The sequence below is a fragment of the Kitasatospora sp. NPDC101447 genome (genome assembly GCF_044767225.1).
Lineage (GTDB): Bacteria > Actinomycetota > Actinomycetes > Streptomycetales > Streptomycetaceae > Kitasatospora.
This window is the reverse complement of sequence record NZ_JBIWNL010000006.1, coordinates 249622-272733: the sequence shown is the minus strand read 5'-3', so window position 1 is coordinate 272733 and position 23112 is coordinate 249622. Positions and strand designations below refer to the sequence as shown.

18 protein-coding genes are annotated in these 23112 nt (G+C 73.7%); 13 read left to right on the top strand and 5 right to left on the bottom strand.

The annotated features are described in order from the left end of the window. Positions 1-219 precede the first annotated feature (219 nt). Together ACIRST_RS12060 and ACIRST_RS12055 are read left to right on the top strand one after the other, a co-directional pair. Positions 220-2031 carry a CocE/NonD family hydrolase C-terminal non-catalytic domain-containing protein gene (locus ACIRST_RS12060; protein WP_350519161.1) on the top strand — a complete coding sequence of 604 codons (1812 nt, stop codon included), beginning with the start codon at positions 220-222 and terminating at the stop codon, positions 2029-2031. A 242-nt stretch (positions 2032-2273) separates the two neighbouring features. Then, a complete protein-coding gene (locus ACIRST_RS12055; RefSeq protein WP_350519160.1) occupies positions 2274-3272 on the top strand; it encodes a ScbA/BarX family gamma-butyrolactone biosynthesis protein in 999 nt (332 codons plus the stop codon). A 139-nt stretch (positions 3273-3411) separates the two neighbouring features. On the opposite strand, the gene ACIRST_RS12050 is transcribed toward ACIRST_RS12055, so the two are convergent. Both ACIRST_RS12050 and ACIRST_RS12045 read right to left on the bottom strand, forming a co-directional pair. Further along, on the bottom strand, positions 3412-3648 hold the full coding sequence (locus tag ACIRST_RS12050; protein ID WP_350519159.1) for a helix-turn-helix transcriptional regulator: 237 nt from the start codon (positions 3646-3648) through the stop codon (positions 3412-3414). Positions 3649-4000: 352 nt separating this feature from the next. Next, the gene (locus ACIRST_RS12045; protein ID WP_402802025.1) at positions 4001-7168 is read right to left on the bottom strand and encodes a putative bifunctional diguanylate cyclase/phosphodiesterase; all 3168 of its coding nucleotides are present in this window, start codon (positions 7166-7168) and stop codon (positions 4001-4003) included. 326 nt (positions 7169-7494) lie between these two features. Between ACIRST_RS12045 and ACIRST_RS12040 the strand changes: the two genes are divergently transcribed. From ACIRST_RS12040 to ACIRST_RS12005, 8 genes are all read left to right on the top strand, one after another. Further along, a complete protein-coding gene (locus tag ACIRST_RS12040) occupies positions 7495-11028 on the top strand; it encodes an amino acid adenylation domain-containing protein (RefSeq protein WP_402802022.1) in 3534 nt (1177 codons plus the stop codon). Continuing rightward, positions 11025-12032: a leucyl/phenylalanyl-tRNA--protein transferase gene (locus ACIRST_RS12035; RefSeq protein WP_402802020.1), complete on the top strand. Its 1008-nt coding sequence runs from the start codon at positions 11025-11027 to the stop codon at positions 12030-12032. The genes ACIRST_RS12040 and ACIRST_RS12035 overlap by 4 nt, the downstream gene beginning before the upstream one ends. Positions 12033-12110: 78 nt before the next feature. Beyond that, positions 12111-13676 carry a hypothetical protein gene (locus tag ACIRST_RS12030; RefSeq protein WP_402802017.1) on the top strand — a complete coding sequence of 522 codons (1566 nt, stop codon included), beginning with the start codon at positions 12111-12113 and terminating at the stop codon, positions 13674-13676. 258 nt (positions 13677-13934) lie between these two features. Continuing rightward, positions 13935-15365, top strand: coding sequence for a hypothetical protein (locus ACIRST_RS12025; protein ID WP_402802015.1), 1431 nt, complete (start codon positions 13935-13937; stop codon positions 15363-15365). A gap of 124 nt (positions 15366-15489) precedes the next feature. Further along, positions 15490-15912, top strand: coding sequence for a hypothetical protein (locus tag ACIRST_RS12020; protein WP_350519153.1), 423 nt, complete (start codon positions 15490-15492; stop codon positions 15910-15912). Between the two features lie 136 nt (positions 15913-16048). Continuing rightward, on the top strand, positions 16049-16747 hold the full coding sequence (locus tag ACIRST_RS12015; RefSeq protein WP_402802013.1) for a DUF1707 domain-containing protein: 699 nt from the start codon (positions 16049-16051) through the stop codon (positions 16745-16747). 71 nt (positions 16748-16818) lie between these two features. Next, entirely contained in the window at positions 16819-17589 is a 771-nt protein-coding gene (locus tag ACIRST_RS12010; protein ID WP_402802010.1) for an HAD family hydrolase, read from the top strand. Between the two features lie 342 nt (positions 17590-17931). Further along, positions 17932-18705, top strand: a complete 774-nt coding sequence (locus ACIRST_RS12005; RefSeq protein WP_350519150.1) for a serine hydrolase — start codon at positions 17932-17934, stop codon at positions 18703-18705. A 7-nt stretch (positions 18706-18712) separates the two neighbouring features. Here ACIRST_RS12005 and ACIRST_RS12000 read toward each other — a convergent pair whose 3' ends face one another. Next, on the bottom strand, positions 18713-19180 hold the full coding sequence (locus ACIRST_RS12000; RefSeq protein WP_402802007.1) for a nuclear transport factor 2 family protein: 468 nt from the start codon (positions 19178-19180) through the stop codon (positions 18713-18715). 208 nt (positions 19181-19388) lie between these two features. Between ACIRST_RS12000 and ACIRST_RS11995 the strand changes: the two genes are divergently transcribed. The 3 genes from ACIRST_RS11995 (at position 19389) to ACIRST_RS11985 (ending at position 21228) form a co-directional block, all read left to right on the top strand. After that, entirely contained in the window at positions 19389-19796 is a 408-nt protein-coding gene (locus tag ACIRST_RS11995) for a VOC family protein (RefSeq protein ID WP_402802005.1), read from the top strand. A gap of 239 nt (positions 19797-20035) precedes the next feature. After that, positions 20036-20434 (top strand): hypothetical protein, encoded by a 399-nt coding sequence (locus ACIRST_RS11990; protein WP_402802002.1) that lies wholly within the window; start codon positions 20036-20038, stop codon positions 20432-20434. After that, complete coding sequence (locus tag ACIRST_RS11985) at positions 20431-21228, top strand: hypothetical protein (RefSeq protein WP_402802000.1); 798 nt, start codon at positions 20431-20433, stop codon at positions 21226-21228. Before ACIRST_RS11990 ends, ACIRST_RS11985 begins: the two co-directional genes overlap by 4 nt. A 1-nt stretch (position 21229) precedes the next feature. Here the strand turns inward: ACIRST_RS11985 and ACIRST_RS11980 are convergent, their stop codons facing one another. Together ACIRST_RS11980 and ACIRST_RS11975 are read right to left on the bottom strand one after the other, a co-directional pair. Then, a complete protein-coding gene (locus tag ACIRST_RS11980) occupies positions 21230-22363 on the bottom strand; it encodes an FAD-dependent monooxygenase (protein ID WP_402801998.1) in 1134 nt (377 codons plus the stop codon). Between the two features lie 142 nt (positions 22364-22505). Next, a complete protein-coding gene (locus ACIRST_RS11975) occupies positions 22506-23111 on the bottom strand; it encodes a GTP-binding protein (protein WP_402801995.1) in 606 nt (201 codons plus the stop codon). Between the last annotated feature and the right edge of the window lies 1 nt (position 23112).

The window sequence follows — 23112 nt, the reverse complement described above, 5'->3', positions numbered from 1 at the left end:
TCCTCGTCCCTGCACGCGCTGGGTGTGAGTGTGCCGGGCTTCAGGTGGCATCGGCGGTGTCGGATTCGACGGCGGTGTCGAATCCGGGAAGCGTGGGCTCAAGTTCACTCGTACGGGTTGTATCTGATGTGTCGTCAGCCGCTCTCCGGCGCCTTGTGACCAGGATGCAGGACGGCGCCCGACAGGGCGTGCTCCTACCTCATGACAAGGGTGGTTCGTATGACCTCTGCCAGCGGCGACTCCAGCGCTTCGGTCACTGACGCGACACTCAACGACATCGCCACCAACGGCATCTGGGCGGGCGCCGGTCTCAACCCGAGCCCGGCGGTGCTCGCCGTGGCGCAGGCCCTGCTCGCGGCGGTCCGGGGCGAGGCGGGGGCGGCACTTCCGTCCGAGCTGGCGGACTTGGCGTCGAGGGTCCGTGGTCGCGCCACCTTCGACGTCCTGCGCATCGACGGTGAGCGCGGGACGCAGCTGTCGGCGTTCACCATCAAGCTGAACGGGGACGAACCGCGTCCGCTCGTGGTCGTTCCCGCGGGCTGGAACCCGTACGGCTGGCTGCCGTTCATGTACGCCTACCTCTCGCTGGCGGCGCGCGGCTACCACGTCCTGGCGTACACCCCGCGGGGCATCGGCCTCCCGGGGTGGATCTCCACCTCGGAGGGGCACATCGACGTCGCCGGGCCCAAGGACTGGCTCGACGGCTCGAAGGTGCTCGACTACGCGCAGCCGTACTTCGCGCCGAGCAGGATCGGCTTCCTCGGCGAGTCGTACGGCTCGGGGATCAGCCAGCTGGTGGCCGCGCACGACGAGGCCGACCGCGTCGACGTCGTGGTCGCGCTGAGCACCTGGGGCAACCTGGCCACCGCGCTGTACGACAACGGGACCCGCCACACCGCGGCCGTGGACGCGCTGATCGCCTTCACCGGCGGCACGTTGGAGGAGAAGTTCGACGAGGAGTCCCGGAAGATCCTCAAGGACTTCGAGGACGGGGTGAACCTCGACGCCGTCGTCGCCTGGGGCACGGAGCGCGCCCCGGAGTCGTACGTCGACATCACCAACGCGCGGGGCATCCCGACGTTCATCTCGAACACCTGGCACGAGAGCCTGTTCCCGGCCGGTCAGACGATCCGGACGTTCGAGAAGCTCACCGTGCCCAAGCACCTGAACATGTGGATCGGTGACCACGGCGCCCCCGAGGGCCCGGGCCTGGCCGGCCTGATCGGCGGTGTGCCGTTCCCCGGGCTGAAGGAGCCGATGCAGGAGGCCAACGCCTGGCTGGACCACTACCTGCTCGACGCCGCGAACGAGGTGCCGACCTGGCGGGAGGTGAACAACCAGGTCATGTTCACCTACGAGACCACCAAGGTGGTCGGCCAGCTCGACCGGATCACCGTGCCGGCTCGTCGTGAGCAGAGCCCGTCCTGGGGCGACGTCACCACCGGTACCGACTCCTGGTACCTCACCGGGGCCGCCGACGGCGGTGACGGCGAGCTGTCCGACAAGCAGTCCTCCGGCTGGAGCCGGGACTTCACGGCCGGCCACGAGACGGCCGCCACCGCGATGGACGACATCATGAAGACCGGTCAGAAGGAGTGGTTCGGCAACCCCAAGTCCTACGACCCGGACGGGTTCGAGCGGCCTCGGCTTCTGATGTGGTCCACCGAGGCGCTGACCGGGACCGGTGGTGTGGCGCGCCGGATCCGGGGCGCCGCGAAGGTGCGGCTCACCGTCCGCAACACCGAGGGGCCGGCCACGCTGGTGGCGTACCTCTTCGACGTCGCCCCCGACGGCACGGCGCGCATCATCACCCACGAGCCGTACACCGCCGCCGACCTGGCGCCCGCCGAGGACCGGACGGTCGGCTGGACGCTCCAGCCCGCCGCCTACGACCTGCCGGACGGCCACCGCCTCGCCCTGGTGGTCAACAGCTGCGACAAGCTGTACGCCTTCTCCGGCACGAAGGACAGCACGACCACCGTCTCCTCGCCGCGCGGGGAGGAGGCCGTCCTGGAGCTGCCGCTCGGCTGATCCCGGCCGCACCTCGTGCGAACGGCCCGTCGCGCCCGCGGCGGGCCCTTGCCGTGTCCGCCGCCGGGCTGCTGACCTGGGCAATCCCCGTAATAAGGAGCATTCGGGCGCTCCGTGCACGTGATCGCCCCCGCGTGGCCAGTGCGACAGTAGTAGCTTCGCGGGGAACGGAGGTACGCTCACGCCCGCACCTCGGATCGGAGGGGTACGCACACGCAGGAGTGCTAGGGGGAAGCTCAGCCATGTCCGTAATCCTTGATCGTGCTCTGACCTACTCGAACACCGTCCCGCGCGGCACGGTCCACCGGGCCGCCATCTGTGAGGTCTTCCTCACCGACTCCGTGCAGGTCTCCGGCGAGGAGTTCCTCGTCGCCGCGCAGCTGCCGCGCGTCCACAGCTACTACAGCGACCACGGCAGCGCGCCCGCCACGTACGACTCGATGCTGCTCATCGAGGTCTTCCGTCAGGCGTCGATCTACGTCGACCACACCTTCCTCGGTGCGCCGCTCGACAACAAGTTCGTCTTCATCAGCGGGGAGCTGGAGGTCACCGACCCGGCGGCGCTGGTCATCGGTGCCCGCCCCGGGCACGCCGAGCTCCGTGTCCGGGTGGCCGGGCTGAAGCAGCGGGGCGGCGTCGTCACCGGCAGCACCCTCGACCTGGTCATGTCGGTCGACGGTCGGGAGGCCGCGTCGATGCGCACCTTCGCGCAGTGGATGCCGGTCGCGGCCTGGGACCGGATACGCCGCAGCGGCCGCGCCGCGCTCGACCTCGCCCCGGCCCGGCCGCACCGGACCGGCGGCCGGGTCGCCGCGGTCACCGTCGGCCGCACCGTCGTGCAGAACGTCGTGCTCGCCGGGGCGGAGGTGGGCGACCGCGAGGTCCGCACCCGGGTCGTGGTCGACCAGGACAACCCGGCGTTCTTCGACCACCCGCTGGACCACATCCCGGGCGCGGTGATCTTCGAGGGGTTCCGGCAGTCGGCCATGTACGCGGCTCATGAGCTGTTCGGGTGGTCGCCGCGCGGCCTGCTGCTCTCCAGGGTGCAGACGGAGTTCACGCGCTTCGGCGAGTTCGAGCTGCCGACCGACTGCGTGGTGCGGGTCGTCGACCCGCCCGCGGCGGACACCGTCGCGTTCGAGATCGCCATGGTGCAGGAGCACGAGCAGATCGCCCGCGCCCGGGTGCACCTGACCCGGACCGGTCAGGACTTCGGCGACCTGCAGAATCGTTTCGCCTAGGGTGAGGCCAGCGCGCGGCCGGCAACTGAGGACCGGCATCGCCCCTCCTCACGCTCCGGGCCGCGGTTCGCCGAACCACGTGCGCAGCGCGTCGGCCAGTGGGCCCCCGTCCTGATCCGCCCGACCCCCTGACGTGAGTTCAGGGGGTCGGCCTGAGCCCCGCGGAGAGGGCCGTCAGCAGCGGCAGGGTGGGCATGGCGTGGCCGAGTTCCACGGCGCGGACCTGACGCTCGGAGAGGCCGGAGCGCTCGGCGAGGTCGGGGACGGAGAGGCCCAGGGCGGTGCGGCGCTCGCGGACGGCGTCGGCCAGCACGGCGGCCGGGTCGCCGTCGGGGTGGGCGGGGAAGTCCTCGATCAGGGGGCGCGCGTGGTCCACCGAAACTCCTCGTCGGCGAGTGGGGGCCGCACAGTCTGGCACGCGGTCGGAAAGCCTGTGGGGCAAGCGGAGGTCAAGTTTCCTTGACCGCCGCTTGGTTGCGGATCGCTCGCGGGCTCACGCGCGGACCGCCGGCGAGCACGCGCGCATCGCGGGCGGGCCCACGCGCGCGGACCACCGGCGGGCTCACGCACGCGGGCCAACGACGGGCTCACGCACGCCCGTCGCCGGCGGGCCCACGCACGCCCGTCGCCGACGGGCTCGCGCACCCGCACGCCTATCGCCGGCAGGCACCCGTACCCGCACCCGGACTCGGCCCGCACCCGCCCCGCACGCCTACCGCCGCCGGCGCTCACCCGCCCGTCACGTCGGCCCGCAGGGCGGTGCTGCGCACGAGGGAGCGAGCGTGCGGGGAGTCCATGGGGTGGGCGAAGAGGTAGCCCTGGCCGAGCGGGCAGCCCATGGCGGCGAGCAGGTCGCGCTGTTCGGGGTGCTCGATGCCCTCGGCGATGACCTGGACGCCGAGGGTGTCGGCGATCCGGGCGATGCCCTCGACCAGGGCGTACTGCTGCCGGGAGTGGCCGAGGCCGTCGATGAAGGACTTGTCGATCTTGAGGAGGGAGATCGGGAACTCGCGGAGGTAGGAGAGGGAGGAGTAGCCGGTGCCGAAGTCGTCGATGGCGATGCCGACGCCGAGGCCGGACAACGTGGCCATGTCGGCGTGGATGCGGTCGTCGCGGCGCATCAGGACGGATTCGGTGAGCTCCAGGACGAGGGTGTGCGGGTCGATGCCGGAGGTGGCGATGGCCTGGCGGACGACGTCGACGAAGCCGGCGTCGCGGAACTGCCGGGCGGAGACGTTGACGTTGACGCGCAGCGGGGGACGGCCTCCCGCGGTGCGGGTGGTGGAGCTCGCGGCGTGCCAGGCGGCGGCCTCCTGGGCGGCGCGTTCCAGGACCCAGGCGCCGAGCGGGACGATCTGGCCGCTCTCCTCGGCGAGGGCGATGAACTCGTCGGGCAGCACCATGCCGCGTCGGTGGTGCGGCCAGCGGACCAGGGCCTCGAAGGCCACCAGGTCGCCGGTGCGCAGGTCGACGATCGGCTGGTAGTACAGCTGGAACGCCGATTCCGCGATCGCGGAATCGAGGTGCTCGTTCAGCTCGTGCCGTTCCACCAGCCCCGCCTGCAGGGCCGGCCGGTAGTGGCACCACTGGCGGCGGCCGGCCGCCTTGGCCGAGTAGAGCGCGAGGTCGGCGTGGGTGAGGAGTTCGGCGGAGTCGACGCTGTCCTCGGTGGTCGCCACGCCGATGCTGGCGCTGACCCGGACCGCGCCCGCCTTGAGCTTGAACGGCTCGTTGAAGACCCCCAGCACGCCGGCCGCGATGGTGTCCACGTCGGCCGGCGCCAGCGCGTCCTCCACCAGTACCGCGAACTCGTCGCCACCGAGCCGGGCCGCGGTGTCGGAGGAGCGCAGCGCGGTGGAGATCCGCAGCGAGACCGCGACCAGCAGTTCGTCGCCGACCGCGTGCCCCTGGGTGTCGTTGACCACCTTGAAGTCGTCCAGGTCGATGAAGAGCACCCCGGTGACGGACCCGCTGCGTTCGCCGCGCGACAGCGCGTGGCCGACCCGGTCCTGGAACAGCACGCGGTTGGCGAGGCCGGTGAGGGAGTCGTGGAACGCCCGGTGGGTCAGCTCGCGCTCCATCTGCCGCTGCTCGGTGACGTCGCGCAGGGTGAGCACCAGGGCGCCGACGGTCGGGTCCGCGCGCAGGTCGTTGAAGCGCACCTCGGCCTCGATCGGGGTGCGGTCCTGGCGCAGCAGCCGCCAGTGCTCGCGGGGCTGCTCGCCGGCGGACGGGGACGGGGTGTCGCGCATCCGGGAGAGCGCCTTGCCGACCGCCCGGCTGTCCTCGGGCGGGACGAGGTCGGTGAGCTGGGCGCCCTCCAGCGCGGAGTTGCCGAGCACGGCCGTCGCGGAGGGGGAGGCGTAGCGCACGCCGCCGTCGGCGTCGAGGATCAGGATGACGTCGCTGGCGTTCTGGACGAGTGTGCGGAAGTAGAGCTCGCTGTTGCGGCGGTTGACCTCCTTGCTCAGCACGACCCGCTCGACGGCGAGGGCGGCCTGCGCGGCGAGGATCTCCAGCGAGCTCCAGAGGCTGGCCAGCTCCTGCTCGGTGCCGGTCACGATGAGCGCGCCGATCAGCGGGTCGCCGAAGGGGCGCTCGGCGAGGGTGAGCGGGCAGATCAGGGCGTACGACATGCCGTCGAGGTGCCCGGTCAGCTCGCTGGCGGGCAGGTCGACGGACTCGACGGGCAGCAGCCGGCTCTCGCGGTAGGCGGCGAGGGCCAGCACCTGGTCGGAGTCGGAGGCCGTGCCCAGCCGGTGCCGGGCCGTGCCGCGCTCGGCGTGCCGGACGTGCAGCACGCCCGCCTCGGCGACGGCGAGCAGGGCGACGTGCCCCGGTTCGGCGGGCATCAGGGCGGAGGCGGCGGACTGGACGGCGTCCGCGACCTCCTCCACGCTGACGGCGGCGGTCAGCCGCCCGCCCGCCTCGCGCAGCGCCCGCTCGCGGGCGATGGCCTGTCTGCGGGCGGACACCACGACCGCGAGGCGGGCCAGTACGAGCAGGTACAGCACCGCGGAGAAGGCGCCGATCACGCCCGCGTTGTCGGTGTTCCCGGCCAGCGCCTCGATGATCAGGATCGCCGGGGCGATCAGCGAGGCGAGGGTGAGCAGCACCAGCCGGGCGGTGCTCAGGTCCGGTTCCTGGGTGGGGACGGGCTTGGTCAGCTCGACCATCGACGGGTGCAGCGCGGCCGCGCCCCACGCGGTGTAGTAGGCGGCCCAGCCGAGTTCGACGGGCGTGCCGATGCGCCAGGTGCCGTGCAGCTGGATCAGCCCGTACAGCACGTCGGAGACGAGCAGGCCGACGGTGCCGACGGCGAGCAGCTGCAGGGAGCGGGAGCTGCCGCCGCGCGGGGTCAGCAGGCGCAGCAGCAGGGCGAGGACGACCACGTCGCCGAGGGGGTAGGCGATCGAGACGGCCCGTTGGAACCACGTGAGGTCGGGGTTCTGGGTGTACGGGACGATCAGGTAGATCCAGGAGAGCAGCGCCAGGCCGATCGTGAGGATCAGCGCGTCGAGCAGCCCGGCGCGGTCCTGACGGGCCGTGCGCCATCGGATGAAGCCGAGCAGGCCGATCGCGTACAGCACGTACTCGGCGAGGTAGAAGCCGTCCGCGATGGAGGGGAAGGGATTGGCCAGGTGCAGGATGTCCAGCTGGATGGCCTGCACCACCTCGCCCGCGGTGAAACTCAGGTTGGCGAGCGCCAGCACGTACCAGAAGCGTGCGTGCGCGGGGCGGTTGAGGCGGACGCCGAGCACGATGGCGGCGACGCCACCGAGGCCGATGCCCGTCCACCAGATGATCCGCTGGCTGGGATTGGCGTAGTAGATGCCGGTGAACAGCACCATCCAGAGCAGGTAACAGACCATCAGGCGTTGTCGCCGGCGTGTCAACGAGGCTACCTCCTCCGCGACGTCACCCCGCCGGTCGGACGGGGGAGTTCGGGCGAGGGCGGGATCCGGGGGCTCCGGGTGTCACCGGGGTCTCCGGACGGGGACTCCGCGCGAGGCCGGTGCCCGGGGCGGGCGTGCGGCCGTGTTCGGGGCGGCCGCTTCCTCGCGCGCGTGTGCGGCGCCCGGTCGGTGTGCGACCGGACGTTCTCAATGTGCCGTGAGTGCGTATAGTCGGAAATGTCGCACTCCCAAGCATTCTGCCGCCACAGCACGAGGTCAAGCCGGTGGATGACGCAGCAGACAGCGCACAGGGCGTACCAACGGATGTGAGCTCCGGACATCACGCCGTGGTCCGCAACGACAACGGTCAGTACGCGCTCTGGCCCGCGGACTTGACCGTTCCGGCCGGGTGGCGGCAGGTGTACGGGCCGGCCGCGCGGGCCGACTGCCGGGCCTGGGTGGAGCGGGAGTGGCGGCCGGCCGGGCTGGGGTTCGCCGGCCCCGCGAGCCCCCGCCGGGCCTCGGCCGGGTTCGCCGACACGGTGCACGGACTGTTCCGCACGCGGGCGGCGCACGACCCGCAGGCACTCGCGGTGATCGCCGAGGACGCCACGCTGAGTTACCGCGAACTCGACCTGCGCAGCGACCGGTTGGCAGCCCGGCTGCGGGCGCACGGGACCGGGCCCGAGCAGGTCGTCCCGGTCTGCCTGGAGCGCGGGGGCGAGCTGGTGACCGCCTGGCTGGGCGTGCTCAAGGCGGGCGGGGCCTTCCTGCCGCTGGACCCGGCGCACCCGGAACAGCGGCTGGCGGGACTGGTCGAGGACTCCGGAGCGCGGGTGGTGGTCACCGACGGTCACAGCTTCCCCGGGGTCGCGGTGGTGCGGGTGGACGACCGGAGCGGCCCCGGAGGGGGCGAGCCCGGGGACCGGTCCGCGCGAGCGGAGTCCCGGCCGGGCGAGGGCGCCCGGCCCGGGGAGTCCCGGCCGGGCGAGGGGGCCACCCCGGCGGAGTTCCGGCCGGGCGAGGGGGCCGGCCCCGGAGAGTACCGGCTGGACGACGGCGCCGGGCCGGACGACCTGGCGTACCTGATCTACACCTCCGGCACGACCGGCCGCCCCAAAGGCGTTCCGGTCACCCACCGTGCGCTGGTGTTCACCCTCGACCGGATCGTCCACGCCTACCGGCTGTCGCCCGGCGAACGCGTCCTGCAACTGGCCGCGCTGGGCTCCGACACCGCACTGGAACAGCTGCTGGGCACGCTGCTGGCCGGCGCCACGGTCGTCCTGGGCGGCGGGAGCGGGGGCGGCGGCACCTGGGCGCCCACCGAACTGGTCGGCCGGCTGCCCGGGCTCGGCCTCGCCGTCGCCGACTTCACCCCCGCCTACTGGCACCACGTGCTCGACCTGCTCCCACCCGGCGGTCCCGGCCCCGACGGGCTGCGCCTGGTGCTGGTCGGCGGGGACGTCGTGCACACCGGCGACTGCCGCAGCGGCCTGGAGCGGCTGCCGGGCGTGCAGCTGCTCAACGCGTACGGGGTCACCGAGGCGGCCGTCACCTCCACGCTCTGCGAGGTCACGACGGAGCTGCTGGACGGCGGCGGAGCGGGCGGGAGCCCGGCCGCCGCCCCGGTGCCGATCGGGCGGCCGCTGCCGGGCGTGCGGGTGCACGTGCTGGACGCGCAGCTGCGCCCGGTCCGGCCCGGCGAGAAGGGGCAGATCCACCTCGGCGGGCCCGGCCTCGCCCGGGGCTACTGGCGGCAGGCCGGGCTCACCGCGGAGTCCTTCCTGCCCGACCCCTACGCGCCGCTGCCCGGCGAGCGGATGTACCGCACCGGCGACGCCGGGCGCTGGCGGGCGGACGGGCAGTTGGAGATCCTCGGCCGCTTCGACGACCAGGTGAAGGTGCGCGGCCATCGGGTCGACCCGGCGGAGATCGAGGCGGTGCTGGCCGCGCACCCCGACGTCCGGCAGGCCCGGGTCGCGGCGGACGGGTCGGCGGCGGACGGCAGCCGGGTGCTCACCGCGTACTACACGCTCGCGGCCGGGGCGGACGACGCCGCCGAGGGGATCCGGGCGTTCCTGGCCGAACGGCTGCCGGAGTACCTGGTGCCGGCCGAGTTCGTGCCGCTGGAGGCGATGCCGCTCACCCCCGCCGGGAAGATCGACCGGCGCCGGCTGCCGCACGCCCCGGTGCGGACGGCGTCCCGGGCGGCGGGCGGGGGCGCGAACACGAGCGCGGGATCCGCCGGGAACGAGGAGCCGGCCGGGAACGGGGAGCCGGGCGGGAGCGGGGAGCCGGGCGGGAGTGCCGGACCGGCCGCCGCCGACGGACCGGCCGGTGGCGGCGCGGTCGAGGAGGCGGTCGGGCACCTGTGGGCGGAACTGCTCGGCGTCGAGACCGTCGGCCCGGACGGTGACTTCTTCGCCCTCGGCGGCACCTCGCTGCTGGCCATGGAGATGCTGGCGCGCGCCCGGATCATGTTCGGCATCGACGTCGGCCGGGTGCGGGCGCTCACCCGGGCGCTGCTGCGCGAGCCCGTGCTACGGGCCTTCGCGAAGGCGCTGCAGGAGGCGCGCGCGGGCGCCGGGCCCGGCACGGCCGCCGGGGCCCGCACCGAAACCGGCCCCGGCGCCTACGCGGTCCGCGGCGAAACCGCGGTCGACTGGTTCGAGGAGGCCCGGCTCACTGACCCCGTCGGGCAGTCCTGGAGCCCCGCGCCCTCCCGGGCGGAACCCGCCGAGATCCTGCTCACCGGCGCCACCGGCTTCTGCGGCGCGCACATGCTGCACGCGCTGCTCGCCACCACCCGGGCCCGGATCCACTGCCTGGTCCGGGCACCCGACGAGGAGCACGCACTGGAGCGGCTACGAGCCACCCAGCAGCACTTCCTGCGGCACGACCTCGCCGACAGCCGGGTGGTGCCGCTGGTGGGCGACCTCACCGAACCCCGGATCGGCCTGACGGACCGTCAGTTCAAGTGGATGGCGGGCAACCTGGACACGATCCACCACCTCGGCGGGCAGGTCAACTTCCTCTACCCGTACCACCAGCTGCGCGACGCCAACGTCGGCGGCACCCGGGAGGTCGTCCGGCTCGCCGGGCACAGCCGGGGCATACCCGTGCACTACCTCTCCACCCTCGCCGTGCTCGCCGGCTTCGGCGCCGCGGGCGTCGACAAGGTCACCGAGCGGACCCCGCTCGCCTACCCCGAACGGATCGGCGTCGGCTACGTCGAGAGCAAGTGGGTGGCCGAACAACTGCTGCACAACGCGGCCGCGGCCGGGCTGCCGGTCACCGTGCTGCGCACCAACGACGTCACCGGGGACCTCGCGAACGGCGTGATGAACACCGGCACCGAGCTGTGCGCGCTGATCAAGTACCTGGCGGACAGCGGCACGTGCCCGGACGTGCGGCTACTCCTCGACTTCGTGCCGGCCGACCGCTTCAGCCTCGCCATCGCCCACATCGCCGCCCACGCACCCGCCGACGGCGAGGTCTACCACCTCACCTCCCCGCAGCCGGGGATCCTCGCCGACCTGGCGGACCGGCTGCGGGCGCGCGGCCACCGGATCAACCAGCTGTCGTACGGGGACTGGGTGCAGGGGCTGGTCCGGTTCGCGGCCGGGAGGCCGACGCACCCGATCGCGCCGTTCGTCCCGCTCTTCGTGGACCGCGCGCCGGGATCGGAGCTGTCGATCAGCGAGATGTACTTCCGGCCGACGTTCCCGCTCTTCGACCGGGCGAACACGGACGCCGCGCTGACCGGGAGCGGAATCGAACTGCCCTCCGTGGACGAGGTGTTGATCGACCACTACCTGACCGAGCTGGAACGGGAGGGGTTCCTGGGGGCGGCCCGGTGAGCGGCGTCCACGAGCCGGCCGGCGGCGGCGACGCCCCCGTTCCGGCCGCCGTCCCCGGTTCGGCGCCTGCTTTTGGTTCGGCCCCCGCCCGCGACCCGGTCTCCGCTCTCGACCCGGCCTCCGTTCTCGACGCGGCCGCTGTCCTCGACCGGGCCTCGGCCTTCGATGCCCTCGGCGCCGAACTCGCCCCCGGCGACGGCCCGGTGGCGTTCGGCGGCACCCTCGGGCCGGGGGAGCTGATGGCGGCGTACCGGCGCGGGCTGTTCCCGCTGCCGGCGGCGGACGTGTACGCGAGCGCGTACAACGAGGCGGTGTACGGGGACGCCGTCGAGGCAGGGCAGGTGCCGCTGCTGCCGGGCGGGGAGGACCCGTACGCGCTGGCGTGGTGGTCGCCCGACCCCCGGCCGGTGATCGCCGCCGACGGCGTACGGATCGGGAGCAGGCTGGCCCGGCGGCTGCGCAACCGGTCGGCGTGGTGGACGAGCGCGGACCGGGCCTTCGGCCGGGTGCTGGAAAACTGCGCCGAGCGGCGTCAACCGGCCTGGCTCACCGAGGAGTTGATGGCGGCGCTGACGCGCCTGCACGCGCTCGGGGCGGCCCACAGCGGGGAGGTGTGGGAGGGGGAGGAGTTGATCGGCGGGGTGTTCGGGGTCGCGGTCGGTGCGGTACTGAGCCTCGACTCGATGTTCCACCGCCGCCCGGACGCCGCCCGGGTCGCCGTCGCCGACCTCGGCGCCCGGTTCGGCGCGGTCGGCGGGCGGCTGCTCGACGTGCAGTGGGACGGTCCGCACGTGCGCAGCCTGGGGGCGCAGCCGATGGCGCGCTCGCGCTACCTCGCGGAACTGGCCGGCGCGACGGGGGCGCCCGGGGCGGTTGCCGGGGCCGGGGCGGTTGCCGGGGTAGGGGAGGCTGGTGGGGCCGGGGCGGTTGGTGGGGCCGGGGCGGGCCGGCGGCCGGCGGGGTTGTTGCCGGCCGAGCCGCTCCCGGTGTCGCGCCTCGGGTGACCTGCGGTTAAACCGGCGTTGGCCGGGGGTTTGGCCTGTCTTCGACAAAGTTATTCCTCGTCAGTAACATGGCGCCGCGTGTTCAAGAGTTCGATAGGCAGGGCCGCGGGCCCCGCCGTCCTCACCCTCATCCTCGCCGGGGCCGCCGCGTGCGGGCCGACCAGCCCCGGCCCCTCCCAGACCGGCGCCGCCCCCGCGGCCGCCACCGCCGCCGACGCCGGCACGCCCGCCGCCGGGGGCAGCCCGGCCGCGGCGGCCCCAGCCGCCGGCACCCCGCGTGCCAAGGCGGCCTCGCCCGCCGCGGGCCGTCCGACCGCGGGTGCGTCGGTGCCCGTCACCGCCGCCCCGGCCGGGGACAAGCAGGCCGCGATCGGCAGCCCCGGCAAGGACGGCGCCGCCGTCACCGCGGCGACGAAGAGCCTGCAGCTGACCGCGTACGACCCGGCGGGCGGCACGGCCGTCCTGACGGCGGCCGGCGGTCCGGCCCCGACCGCTACGGCGGCCCCGACCGCCCCGACCGCCCCGGGTGCCACGGCGGCCCCGGCCTCGCCGAGCGCCGCGCCCGGCGCCGCCGCCTCGGCCGCGGCCGCCGCGGTCCAGCCCGGCCAGCTGATCGCCAGCCCGCCCACCGCCGCCGCGCCGCAGGGCGCACTGGTCGCCGTCACCGGCGTCCACCCCGGTGCGGGCAACACCGTCAACCTGACCACCCGTCCGGCCACCATCGCCGAACTGCTGGGTGGCACCGAGGCCGACGGCAACGTGCCCGTCGACCCGCACGGCATCACGGTCACCCCGCTGGTCAAGGACCTCAAGGCGACCGTCGGCGCCGACCTGAACGGCGTGAAGGCCGACGCCTCCGGCACCCTGGAGGTGAACGTCAAGGCCCCCGTGCCGCTGCCCGAGGGCGCCAGCCTGGACGCCTCCGGCTCGCTCCAGCTCCACCCGGCCGTCCACTTCGCCTACCACGGCGCCGCCGCGGGCAGCCCGCGCACCGCGTCGATCGGCTTCGACCTGGGCGCCCACGCCGAGTGGAAGGTCACCGGCGACGTCGCCCGCAACACCGGCGCGGCGCCCATCCGGGTGCCCTTCGCCAAGCTGCAGGCCAGCCCCGTCCTGACCGTCGCCGGCCTGCCGGTGGTCGTCAACCTCGGCCTGACCTGCTACCTGGAGGTCAGCGCCGACGGCCAGGTCCACCTGGAGGCCGAGCAGGACGCCGCCGGCACCTGGGCCGTGCGCGCCGACTACACCGGCGGCAAGGGCTGGACCCCGGTCACCAACGCCGACACCAAGGTCACCCCGGTGCACGTGCGGCTCAACGGCAAGGCCGGTGTGCGGGCCGCGCTCGGCGCCGAGATCAGCGTCGGCCTGTACGACACCGTCGGTGTGGAGACCACCGTCGCCCCCTACCTGAAGGCCCAGGCCGAGGGCTCGCTGATCGCCGATTCCTCCGGCAACCCGCCGCAGGTGCAGGGCAGTTGGTCGCTGGTCGGCGGCGTCGACCTGAACGGGGCGCTCACCGCGCACCTGAAGGTCTTCGGCACCCCGATCATCGAGGGCAAGCTGCCGCTGCCGCCGTTCCACCGCGAATGGCCGCTGATCGGCGGCTCCGCGACCCTTCCGGCGCCGAAGCCCAGCGCGAGCTGACGCAGCGTCATGTCGGTTGTGCCCCCTGGCCGGTCCCCGGCCAGGGGGCCTTTTCGCTCCGTGCCGGTTGTCGGGATGCGCGCCCGCCTGCCGCCGGGCCGCCTGCCGCCGGGCCGCCTGCCGCCGGGCCGCCTGCCGCCGGGCCGCCGGCCGACCGGCCGACGGCCCTCCGACCCACCCGGCGTAGTCGCGTGGGGCTCTTCCCATCGGCACCGTCCACCTGCATCCTGATGGCCGCAACGGTCTGACGGGGTGGGGATGGGCGCGCGGGGCGAACGGGGCGAGCGGTACCAGGTCGAGAACGCGATCGACAACGGGACGTTCCACGGTCCCGTCGTCCAGGCCGGGAAGGTGTGGATGCTGTTCGGCTCCGGGCAGGGGCCGTTGGTGGTCCTGGCGACGGTGATGGCGCTGATCGCCGCCGTCACCACCTACCTGGTGCTGGGCCGGGACGACGGCGCCGATCCGACCCTCACCGCCCGCTACGACTCGGCCCGGACGGAGACCGCGGCGATGATGCTGCCCCGGCCGTTCGGTCCGACCGCCGTGCCGGCCTCGGTCTCCGGCTGCCCGGCCACCTGGGCCTGGCTGCACACGCAGGGCGGCCTCGACGTGGGCACCTCGCACCTGGTGGTCGAGGCGACCGGCGGCCGCGGACACACCGTCGCCATCCGGTCCCTGAAGGCCACCGTCGTCGGCACGCCGCAGGACCCGCCGGCCGGAACCATCGCCTACTGCCCCCCGCAGGGGTTGGGTGCCGCGCTGGAGCTGGGCATCGACCTGGACTCCGCCGACCGGGTCGCCCTGATCGGCACGGCCACGGGCGAGACCTCGTACGCGCCGTTCTTCAGGGACAAGTACCTGTACCTGGAGGACCGGAAGCCCGAGGAGGTGGAACTCGGCGTCCTCGCGACGAGCAAGAGCTACGAGTACGTCCTCACCGTCGAGGGCTCGGTGGACGGCAAGCCCCGGACCTGGACCCTCAAGGACGGCGACCGGCCGTTCCGGGTCACCGGAATCCGCACCGACCTCCCCTCCGACCTGCGCGGCGACGCCACGGTCTGGGTCACCGAGTACGGCGTGCACGTCCCCCCGCCCTTCCGCTGCAACCCGTGCTCCAACGACGGCGCGCCGGTTCCGGGTACCTCGGTGCCCGCGGCGCCGAAGGGATCGGCGCCGTCGCCGGGTTCGCCGCCCCCGTGGGCCGCTCCGGCCGGACGCCCGAGCGCGCCCGCACCCCCGCTGACCGTGGTCCCGCAGGACCCGGAGTCCGTCGCCCTCGCCTGGATCGTCACCGCCAACAGCTTCGACGTGCGGCGCGGCGACACCGGGCTGGGCGCCGTCCTGCCCCGACTGCGGCCGTACATGACGCCGAGGGCGGCGCAGGAGGCACAGGCGGAGGCCGCCGGCGGGCCGAAGCCCGACAACCCGGACTGGCCGCCGGAGGTGACCGCCCGCCGAGGCTGGTCGGCGGTCTCCTCCGCCTCGGCGGCCCTGGTGGTGGCGGACAGGCACCTCACCGGGCAGCAGCCGGGGCAGAGCGCGACCGTGCGCATGGCGGTGGAGGTCACCTATCGGGCCGACGACGGGTGGTCGCGGACCGGCCCGGGTCTGTTCGTCGGACAGCTGATCCTGCAGCGGCAGCCCGACGGCACCTACCTGGTGGACGCCTTCCGGCGCGGCGCGTAGGTCGTGCGCCAGGGCCCCGCTCCGGTCCCGACCGTCTGCTGTCGCGCCGTCCGGCTGCCCGCCGTGCCGGTCGGGCCTGTCGGGTCTGTCGGTCCGGTCGGACCGGTCGGGCAGAATCGGCGGCATGAGCTACCACTACGAGGTCGTCCTCGGCTGCTTCCTGCGGGACGACACCCCCGGTGAGGTCCTGGACGCCCTGCGGTGGCACCTCGGCCTCGCCGACGAGCGCCCGGCCGGGCTCGACCCGGAGGAGCACGAGTACCGGATGCTCGACCCGGATCCGGAAAGCCGCCTGCCCGGAGGGGACTTCGCCGCCCTGCGGCTCCAGGGCCGGGGATTCACCGCCGACGGTCCGCAGGAAGCCTGGGGCCTGTTCAGCCGCAACCTCTGGCTCGACGACATGATGGGCGACCTCGCCACCCTCCTGGACCTGATCGCGCCGCACGTCCGGGAACCCGGCCACGGCGGCCACGTCCGCGAGGAGTTCGACACCGAGCCGAACGCCATCACCTTCCGGGACGGCACGTACGGGCCGCTGACGTTCTGAGCCCGTCCGTGCCGGTGTCGGGTCGGCGCGGGTGCTGACCGGCTCCGAATGATCCGTCAAGTGCTCGGCGCAGGAGAACAGTTCGCTCCCTGCTCGGGGTGTGGGACGGGCTGGTCGGGTCGTAAGGTACGTGACCATGAGCATCGAGGAGCCGGGCGGCCGAGTCGAGCGGGATCCGAGTCTGCTGCGGGCCTCGCACGCGGACCGGGACCGGATGGTGGAGATCCTGCGGGACGCGGCGGCGGACGGCCGGTTGGACGCCGAGGAGCTGGAGGAGCGGCTGGAGCGCGCGCTCACCGCGCGCACCTTCGCGGACCTGGCGCCGCTGACGGAGGACCTGCCGGTCGCGCCGCTCGTCCCGCCGACGGTGCCAGCCCGGCTCTTCGCCGCGCCGGACCACGCTTCGCTTCCCGCGGCGGCGGCGGCGCCGGCGGCGATGGCGGCGACGCCGGCGTCCGTGCCGGCCACGGCGGGCGGGGACGCGGAGCGGTGGCAGGTGACCGGTCACCGGTTGCGCCGGGAGGGTGCGTGGGTGGTGCCGCGCACCATCGAGCTGGAGGTGTACGGGGGTTCGGCGCGGCTGGACTACACCCTGGCGCGGCTGCCCGGGGGCGGGCACAGTTCGATCCGCATCGACCTGCACGGCGGGAACGTGCGGCTGCTGCTGCCGCCGGGCGTCGCGGTGGACCTGAGCGGTATCACGACGTTCGGCGGCAAGGTCCGCGACCACGCCTCCCGGCACGCGCCGCCGGGGGTGACGGTGACACACGTGATCACCGTGACGGGGTCGACGTACGGCGGGAACCTGCGGGTGGACGCCTTGCGCGCCAAGTAGTCGATGGCGGGCCGGAGGCCATGAGTTCGCCTCATCCGTCGTGTACGGCGCAGGCTGGATATCATCACCCGATGATCACTTCCAGCGCTCGTACCACGGTCTTCGACATCGACGGCACGCTCTGCTTCGACGGCCGGTCCATCGACGGCCGGATCATCGCCGCCATCGAGGCCTGCGAGCGGGCCGGCCACCAGCTGGTCTTCGCCTCCGCCCGGCCGGTCCGGGACCTCCTGCCCGTCCTCGACGGGGCCTTCCCCTCCGCCGTGCTGATCGGCGGGAACGGCAGCCTGGTCTCGGTGGACGGCCGGGTACGGGCGCGGGCGGCGTTCGGCGGCGGCGAACTCGCGGACCTGCTGGCGGAGGTCGAGCGGTACCGGGCTGAGTACCTCGCCGACGGACCCTGGGACTACGCCTACACCGGGCCGGCCGACCACCCGATCCGCAGCCGCGTCGACCAGGGCAACCTCGCCCGCAAGGTCGAACTCGCCGACCTCCCGGCCGTGGTGAAGTTCCTCGTCGTCGGCGCGACCGACCTGCCGGCCCTGGCCGAAGCGGGCCGCGCCCTCGGGATGACCGTCAACCACCACCTCGACGAGGCGATCGTCGACTTCGCCCCCGGTGCCACGACGAAGTGGGAGGCGCTGGCCTCGCTGGGGATCGACGCGTACAACGCCTTCGGCAACGACATCAACGACCTCGACCTGCTGCGCCACGCACGCCACTCGGTGCGGGTGGGCGCCCACCCCGGCCTGGACGGCGTCGCCCGGGTCACCGTCGCGCCCGATCCGGAGGCCGTCGCCGCCGAGATCTCCCGCCTGGCGACAGCCGCACCCGTGCACTGAGGCCCGCCGGGGGCCGCTGGGCGCGCTCCCGCCGGGTCTTCCCGCGGTGCACTCCCGTCACACCTCCTGGACGAGGACGGCCGGCTCTGCCCCCAGGCCACGGTCGACCACCGCGCGAGGACCCGGGCCGCTGACCCGACCACCGGGCCGGCTCCGTCGACGTCGGCCCGCGTATGAGTTCGTCGCATGTCAGTCGGCCGATGAGTCCGGCTCATGTCCTCCTGCCCATGAGGCCGGTTCATGTCGGGACTCATGAGCGCGCCTCATGTCGGCTCTCCCATGAGCCCGGCTCATGTCGCGAGGGCGGCGGAGGTCCGGCGGAATCTCCCCTACCCTTCCTCCATGCTGTCTGTGGTGGTGGCCCCCTGGGCGGGCGAGGCAGAGCCGGTGTTCGTGCGCAACCCGGACGTCCTGCACGACGCGGCGAGCACGATGAAGGTCGCCGTGCTCGCAGCGCTCTGTCGCGGTGGGGTGAACCTCGGCGCCGAGGTTCCGGTGGTGAACCGTTTCACGTCCGCTGTCGGCGGCGAGTTCCGCAACGACCCGGAGTACGACAGCGACCCGCTTCCCTGGGAGTTGCTGGGCGCGCACGTTCCGCTCAGCCTGCTCGCCGAGCGGATGATCACCCATTCCTCCAATCTCGCGACCAACCTCTGCCTGGCCCGCACCACCCCGCAGTCCATCGCCGAGGTGTGGCGCCGCGCCGGAGCCACCCGCAGCTCCACCCCGCGCGGAATCGAGGACTACGCGGCGCGGGCCGCAGGCGTCAACAACCTGGTCAGCGCCCGTGACCTCGTTCGGCTGTTGCACTCCCTCGCCGGTGAGCCCGAACTCCTCGCCCTCCTCGAAGACAACGACTTCCGGGTGGACCTCGCGGCCGGCCTCCCCCCGAGCACCCGGATCGCCTTCAAGAACGGCTGGATCCCCGGGGCCCGCCACTGCGTCGGCCTCGTCCACCCCTACGACTGCCCGCCCTACCTGCTCGCCGTCTGCTACACCGGCCCGCTCGCCAACGGTGCCGACCGGGCCGACCCGGCTGCCCGCCTGCTGGCACGGATCTCGGCGGCGGTGTGGCGTCGGCGCCATGAGATCCGCTCATCCCCGCGCGGAGCATGACGAACGGTCATGCCGTGGCCCGGCGCAGGTGGCGGCTCATGTCGCCGACCAGGGTGATGCGGACCCGGCGCTCCGTGAACCGCCACCGGCCGTCCCGGCGTTCGAACCGGTCGTGGTAGCGGCCGGCTGCGATGGTCTGCAGCGGGAAGTCGGGCAGGGCCTGCAGCACGGTGACGTACGAACGCGCGACCGCCGTGCCCGCCGGTTCGTCCACCTCGACGGCGGTGTTGGTGGTGACGTGGTGGGTGCGCGGGGTGCCGTCGGCGTGGACGATGAGGGTGTCCCGGAACAGCCGCTCGATCGCCTCGCTCCCGCGCACCGGTGCGCCGCTGCCGGTGAAGGCGGCGTCGGCGAGGAGGGCACCCAGGCCCGCGAAGTCGCCGTTGTCGACGAGTTCGGCGTAGCGGGCGATCAGGTTCTCGACGGCGCGGTGGCTCGCCGCCGGATCGGTGGACGGGTCGGTGGGTGCGGACATCGGTCCTCCTCGGGCGGGACGGGTGGCACGAGCGGGTGGCACGAGCGGGTGGTGTCGGCGAGTGGGACCACCCTCCCGTGCACAGGACACCGGGCACATCGGTCATCCGACTGTCGACCACCGGTGGGAGAACCGTTCCGCCAGTCACACTTGCCGCCCGGGATCCGTCGGTGAAGCAACACACACCGACACACGGAAGGACGGCGCGATGCTGGCCACCGTCATGTACGTCACGCTCTACGTCACCGACCAGGACCGCGCGCTGAGGTTCTACACGGAGCAACTGGGCCTGGAGAAGCGCATCGACTTCCCGGCTCCGGGCGGACGGTTCCTCACCGTCGGCGCCCCCGGCAGCCCGGTGGAGATCGTCCTGTGGGCGCTCACCGCGGCAGCGGGCCGGCCGGTGGAGGTGGGGCCGAGTGGCGCGCCCGGTCCGGTCATCCTCGAATCGGACGATCTGCGGGCGGACTTCGAGGTCTTCTGCGAGCGCGGTGTGGTCTTCGACGCGGACGAGCCGGAGGAGTACGGGTTCGGCCTGCGCATCGAGGCCGTGGACCCGGACGGCAACCGCATCTCGCTGCGCGAACGCGGCCGGGCGGGCCGCGGCGACGGCTGACGAACGGAGTGGGAAGTCGGCCGGCCCGACTTCCCACTCCGTCGTCCCGGGCCATCGCGGGTCCGGTCCCGACGCCACCGGATAGCCCGCGGGTTCGGTAAGCCGGTTACTGGTAGACCGGTAGCCGGCAAACCGGTAACGGTGAACCGGCAACCGATAACCGGTAAACCCTCCGTCGAATCCGTGGACGATCTGCGAGACTCATGGGCCGGCGACCACGATGCGTGGAGGGGCGGCGAGTGGACCTGGTGTCGGCGGCCGGATGGGGAGCAGTCGGCGGGCTGATCGCGGAGTTGTGCATCGGCTTCCAACGCGTGCTGACCTGGCAGCGCAAGCGGCACGCGGCACGGGCGGCGGGCCGCAGACTCCCGCCGTTCAAGAGGTACTTCGATCCGGTGGCGGATCCGCTGGCGGCCGCGCTGCGCGGGCTGATCGGGGCCGGGGCCGGTCTGCTGGTGCACGGTCAGGTGAACGGGGTCCTGCCGATCGTGGCGACCGGCTACGCGGGGATGGAGTTCCTGCAACGGCTGCCGTTGCTCTTCGGGCACGGGCTCACGGAGAGCGAGGAGCCGGAGCGGCCCGCCGCCGGCGCCGACGGTCAGGAACCGCAGAAGGCCGTGGAGCGGAGGACCCCGTGATCGGCTCGCTGACGACACGCTGTCTGGCCGCGCTGGCCGGCCGGGGCGTCGGCGTGCCCGAACGGCGGTGGCAGGGCTACTCGCTGGGCCGGCGGCTGCGGGCCTCGCTGTTCAACCTGCCGTTGGGCCCGCTGGCTTCGGCGCCGCCGCAGGCCCGTCCGAGGAAGGAGCGTCCGCAGGCGCCGACGCTGGCGGACCTCGCGGACCGGTGGATCCTGCGGACACCGGCGCAGCGCCTGGCGCACCGCGGACTGCTCTGCGACGTCCTTGCGTCGGTCCGGCTGCTGGTGAACGAGGCGACGTTGCTGATCGGTCCGGCGGTCGCGGGAGGGGACGAGCGGGTCGTGGACTTCGGTCTGCACGCCCGCACGATGCTGCGACGGATCCTCGATCCGGACCTTCCCGCGGGGGAGGGCGCCGCCCTGCTGGAGCGCTTCACGCTCGACGCGCAGGAGATCCTCCGGCGCCGCGGCGTTCCCTGGGGCGTCGTCAACGACCTGTGGTTCGAGCCGGTGGCGGACCGGGCGCGGGCAACGGTGCGGGAGTTCGCCCGGGGGGCCGCCCTCCTGGCGTCGGTGGCCGACGAGTTCCTCGGGGCGGACCTGCGGGCGATGGGGGCGCTGGACCACGTCCGGCTCGAAGGCGTCCGGTGGGACGCCGACACCCGGTGGCCGCCGGGGTGGGCCGAGCGGATGCGCCGGGCGTCGCAGGAGGACCGGCCGGGCTCGGGCGTGTTCGTCGTGGTAGCCGAGCCTTCGGGGGAGCCGGCCATGGCGCCGGACTCCCCCGACTGACTCAGTACGGCTGGACGAGGACGTGCGCCGCGCCCGGGATGCCGACCTTCAGCAGCTCGTCCTCCTCGGCCGTGGTCGGGGTGCCGGTCTCCTGCTTGAGGATCGCCCGGGACAGGGCCTGCACCCACATCGCGCGCGGGCGGCGCCTGGCCTCCCACGCGGTGAGCGCGGACGGGACGTCGTCCGCCGCGTCCAGGCTCTGGGCGAGCACCAGGGCGTCCTCGACGGCCATCGCGGCGCCCTGGGCCAGGTGCGGGGTGGAGGCGTGGGCGGCGTCGCCCGCCAGCACGATCCGGCCGACGTGCCAGGGCTCCTCGACGGTGACCTGGGAGATCCGCGAGTGGACCACCGCGGCCGGGTCGGTGACCTGCGCGAGGGCTTCGGCGATCGGGCCGCCGAAGCCCGCCAGGCGCTCGCGCAGCTGCTCGTGGGCGTGCTCCGGGTCCGGGCGGAAGTCCTCGGCCTCGGCGAACACCGAGCCCAGGTACATCAGTTCCGCGCTGATCGGGGTGAGCAGCGCCTTCGCGTCGAGGTTGCCGGAGGACATCACCACGCCCTGCACCTCGGGCGATCGCGGCAGCGTGACGCGCCAGTTGGCGAAGCCGGTGTACTCGGGCGCGTACGCCTCGCCGTACAGGTGCCGGCGCAGCGGGGAGCCGATGCCGTCGAAGCCGACGACCAGGTCGTAGCGGCCGGTGTGGCCGTCGGTGAGGGCGACGTCGACGCCGTCGCCGTCGTCCGCGATCGAGGCGATGGTGGTGCCGAAGCGGACGGTGGCGCCGGCCCCGGCGGCCGCGTCGGCGAGGACGCGGGCGAGCGCGGGGCGCGGGATGCCGTTGTTGGAGGGGGCGTCGCCCATCCGGGGCTGCGGGATCGTGGCGAGGGTGGCGCCGGCCGGGTCGCAGATGGTCAGCACCTCCCAGGCGAAGCCGACGGCCAGGCATTCGTCCAGGACGCCGATCTCACGCATCACGTGCAGCGCGTTGGAGGGCTGGATGATGCCGACGCCGAGCGCCTCCGGCTGCTCGCGCAGCTCGGCGACGTCGACGTGGTGGCCGCGTCGGGCGAGGGCGGTGGCGAGTGTCAGGCCGCCGATGCCGCCGCCGTGGACGAGGACGCGCAGGGGTGTGGTCATGGTGGTGCTCCCAGAGAAGTGCGGTTCAACCGGGGGACGGGTGAGGCTGGGAAGTGGCCCGGGCCGGGGATGTCCGGGTGGGGCCAGGTCGGGGCCGGGCCAGGTCGGGTCGTGTCGCGCGGGTCGGGTCGGGGAGGGGGGATCAGCCGGAGGGGGAGGCGGCGGCGAGTTCCATCAGGTGGTCGACCAGGGCGAGCAGCAGGTCCCGGCCGAAGGCGCGCTCGCGGACGTCGCCGAGCAGCATCGGGACCTGCGGGTCGAGGTCGAGCGCGGCCCGGATCTCGTCGGGGGTGCGGGTGTTGGTGTTGTGGAAGCAGTTGATCGCGACCACGAACGGGATGCCCCGGCTCTCGAAGAAGTCGATGGAGGCGAAGCTGGTGTCCAGCCGGCGGGTGTCGGCGATGACGATCCCGCCGAGCGCCCCGTTGACCAGGTCGTTCCACATGAACCAGAACCGCTCCTGGCCGGGCGTGCCGAACAGGTAGAGGACCAGCTCGGGGCTGACGGTGATCCGGCCGAAGTCCAGGGCGACGGTGGTGGTGTCCTTCTGGTCGACGCCGGACAGGTCGTCGACGCCGATGCTGGCCCGGGTCAGGTACTCCTCGGTGCGCAGCGGGGTGACCTCGCTGACCGAGCCAACCAGGGTGGTCTTGCCGACGCCGAAGCCGCCCGCGATGAGGATCTTGACGGCGGCGGGGGCGGTGGCGGCGGTGGTGGGCCCGCCGGTGGCGGAGCGGGGTGTTGCCATG

Excerpts from the sequence above, each read along its gene's own strand:
- ACIRST_RS12010 (WP_402802010.1), top strand. The coding sequence starts at position 16,819 with ATGATCACTTCCAGCGCTCGTACCACGGTCTTCGACATCGACGGCACG.
- ACIRST_RS12000 (WP_402802007.1), bottom strand. The coding sequence starts at position 19,180 with ATGTCCGCACCCACCGACCCGTCCACCGATCCGGCGGCGAGCCACCGC.
- ACIRST_RS12020 (WP_350519153.1), top strand. The coding sequence starts at position 15,490 with ATGAGCTACCACTACGAGGTCGTCCTCGGCTGCTTCCTGCGGGACGAC.
- ACIRST_RS11975 (WP_402801995.1), bottom strand. The coding sequence starts at position 23,111 with ATGGCAACACCCCGCTCCGCCACCGGCGGGCCCACCACCGCCGCCACC.
- ACIRST_RS12005 (WP_350519150.1), top strand. The coding sequence starts at position 17,932 with ATGCTGTCTGTGGTGGTGGCCCCCTGGGCGGGCGAGGCAGAGCCGGTG.
- ACIRST_RS12060 (WP_350519161.1), top strand. The coding sequence starts at position 220 with ATGACCTCTGCCAGCGGCGACTCCAGCGCTTCGGTCACTGACGCGACA.
- ACIRST_RS12015 (WP_402802013.1), top strand. The coding sequence starts at position 16,049 with ATGAGCATCGAGGAGCCGGGCGGCCGAGTCGAGCGGGATCCGAGTCTG.
- ACIRST_RS11980 (WP_402801998.1), bottom strand. The coding sequence starts at position 22,363 with ATGACCACACCCCTGCGCGTCCTCGTCCACGGCGGCGGCATCGGCGGC.
- ACIRST_RS12025 (WP_402802015.1), top strand. The coding sequence starts at position 13,935 with ATGGGCGCGCGGGGCGAACGGGGCGAGCGGTACCAGGTCGAGAACGCG.
- ACIRST_RS11995 (WP_402802005.1), top strand. The coding sequence starts at position 19,389 with ATGCTGGCCACCGTCATGTACGTCACGCTCTACGTCACCGACCAGGAC.
- ACIRST_RS12055 (WP_350519160.1), top strand. The coding sequence starts at position 2,274 with ATGTCCGTAATCCTTGATCGTGCTCTGACCTACTCGAACACCGTCCCG.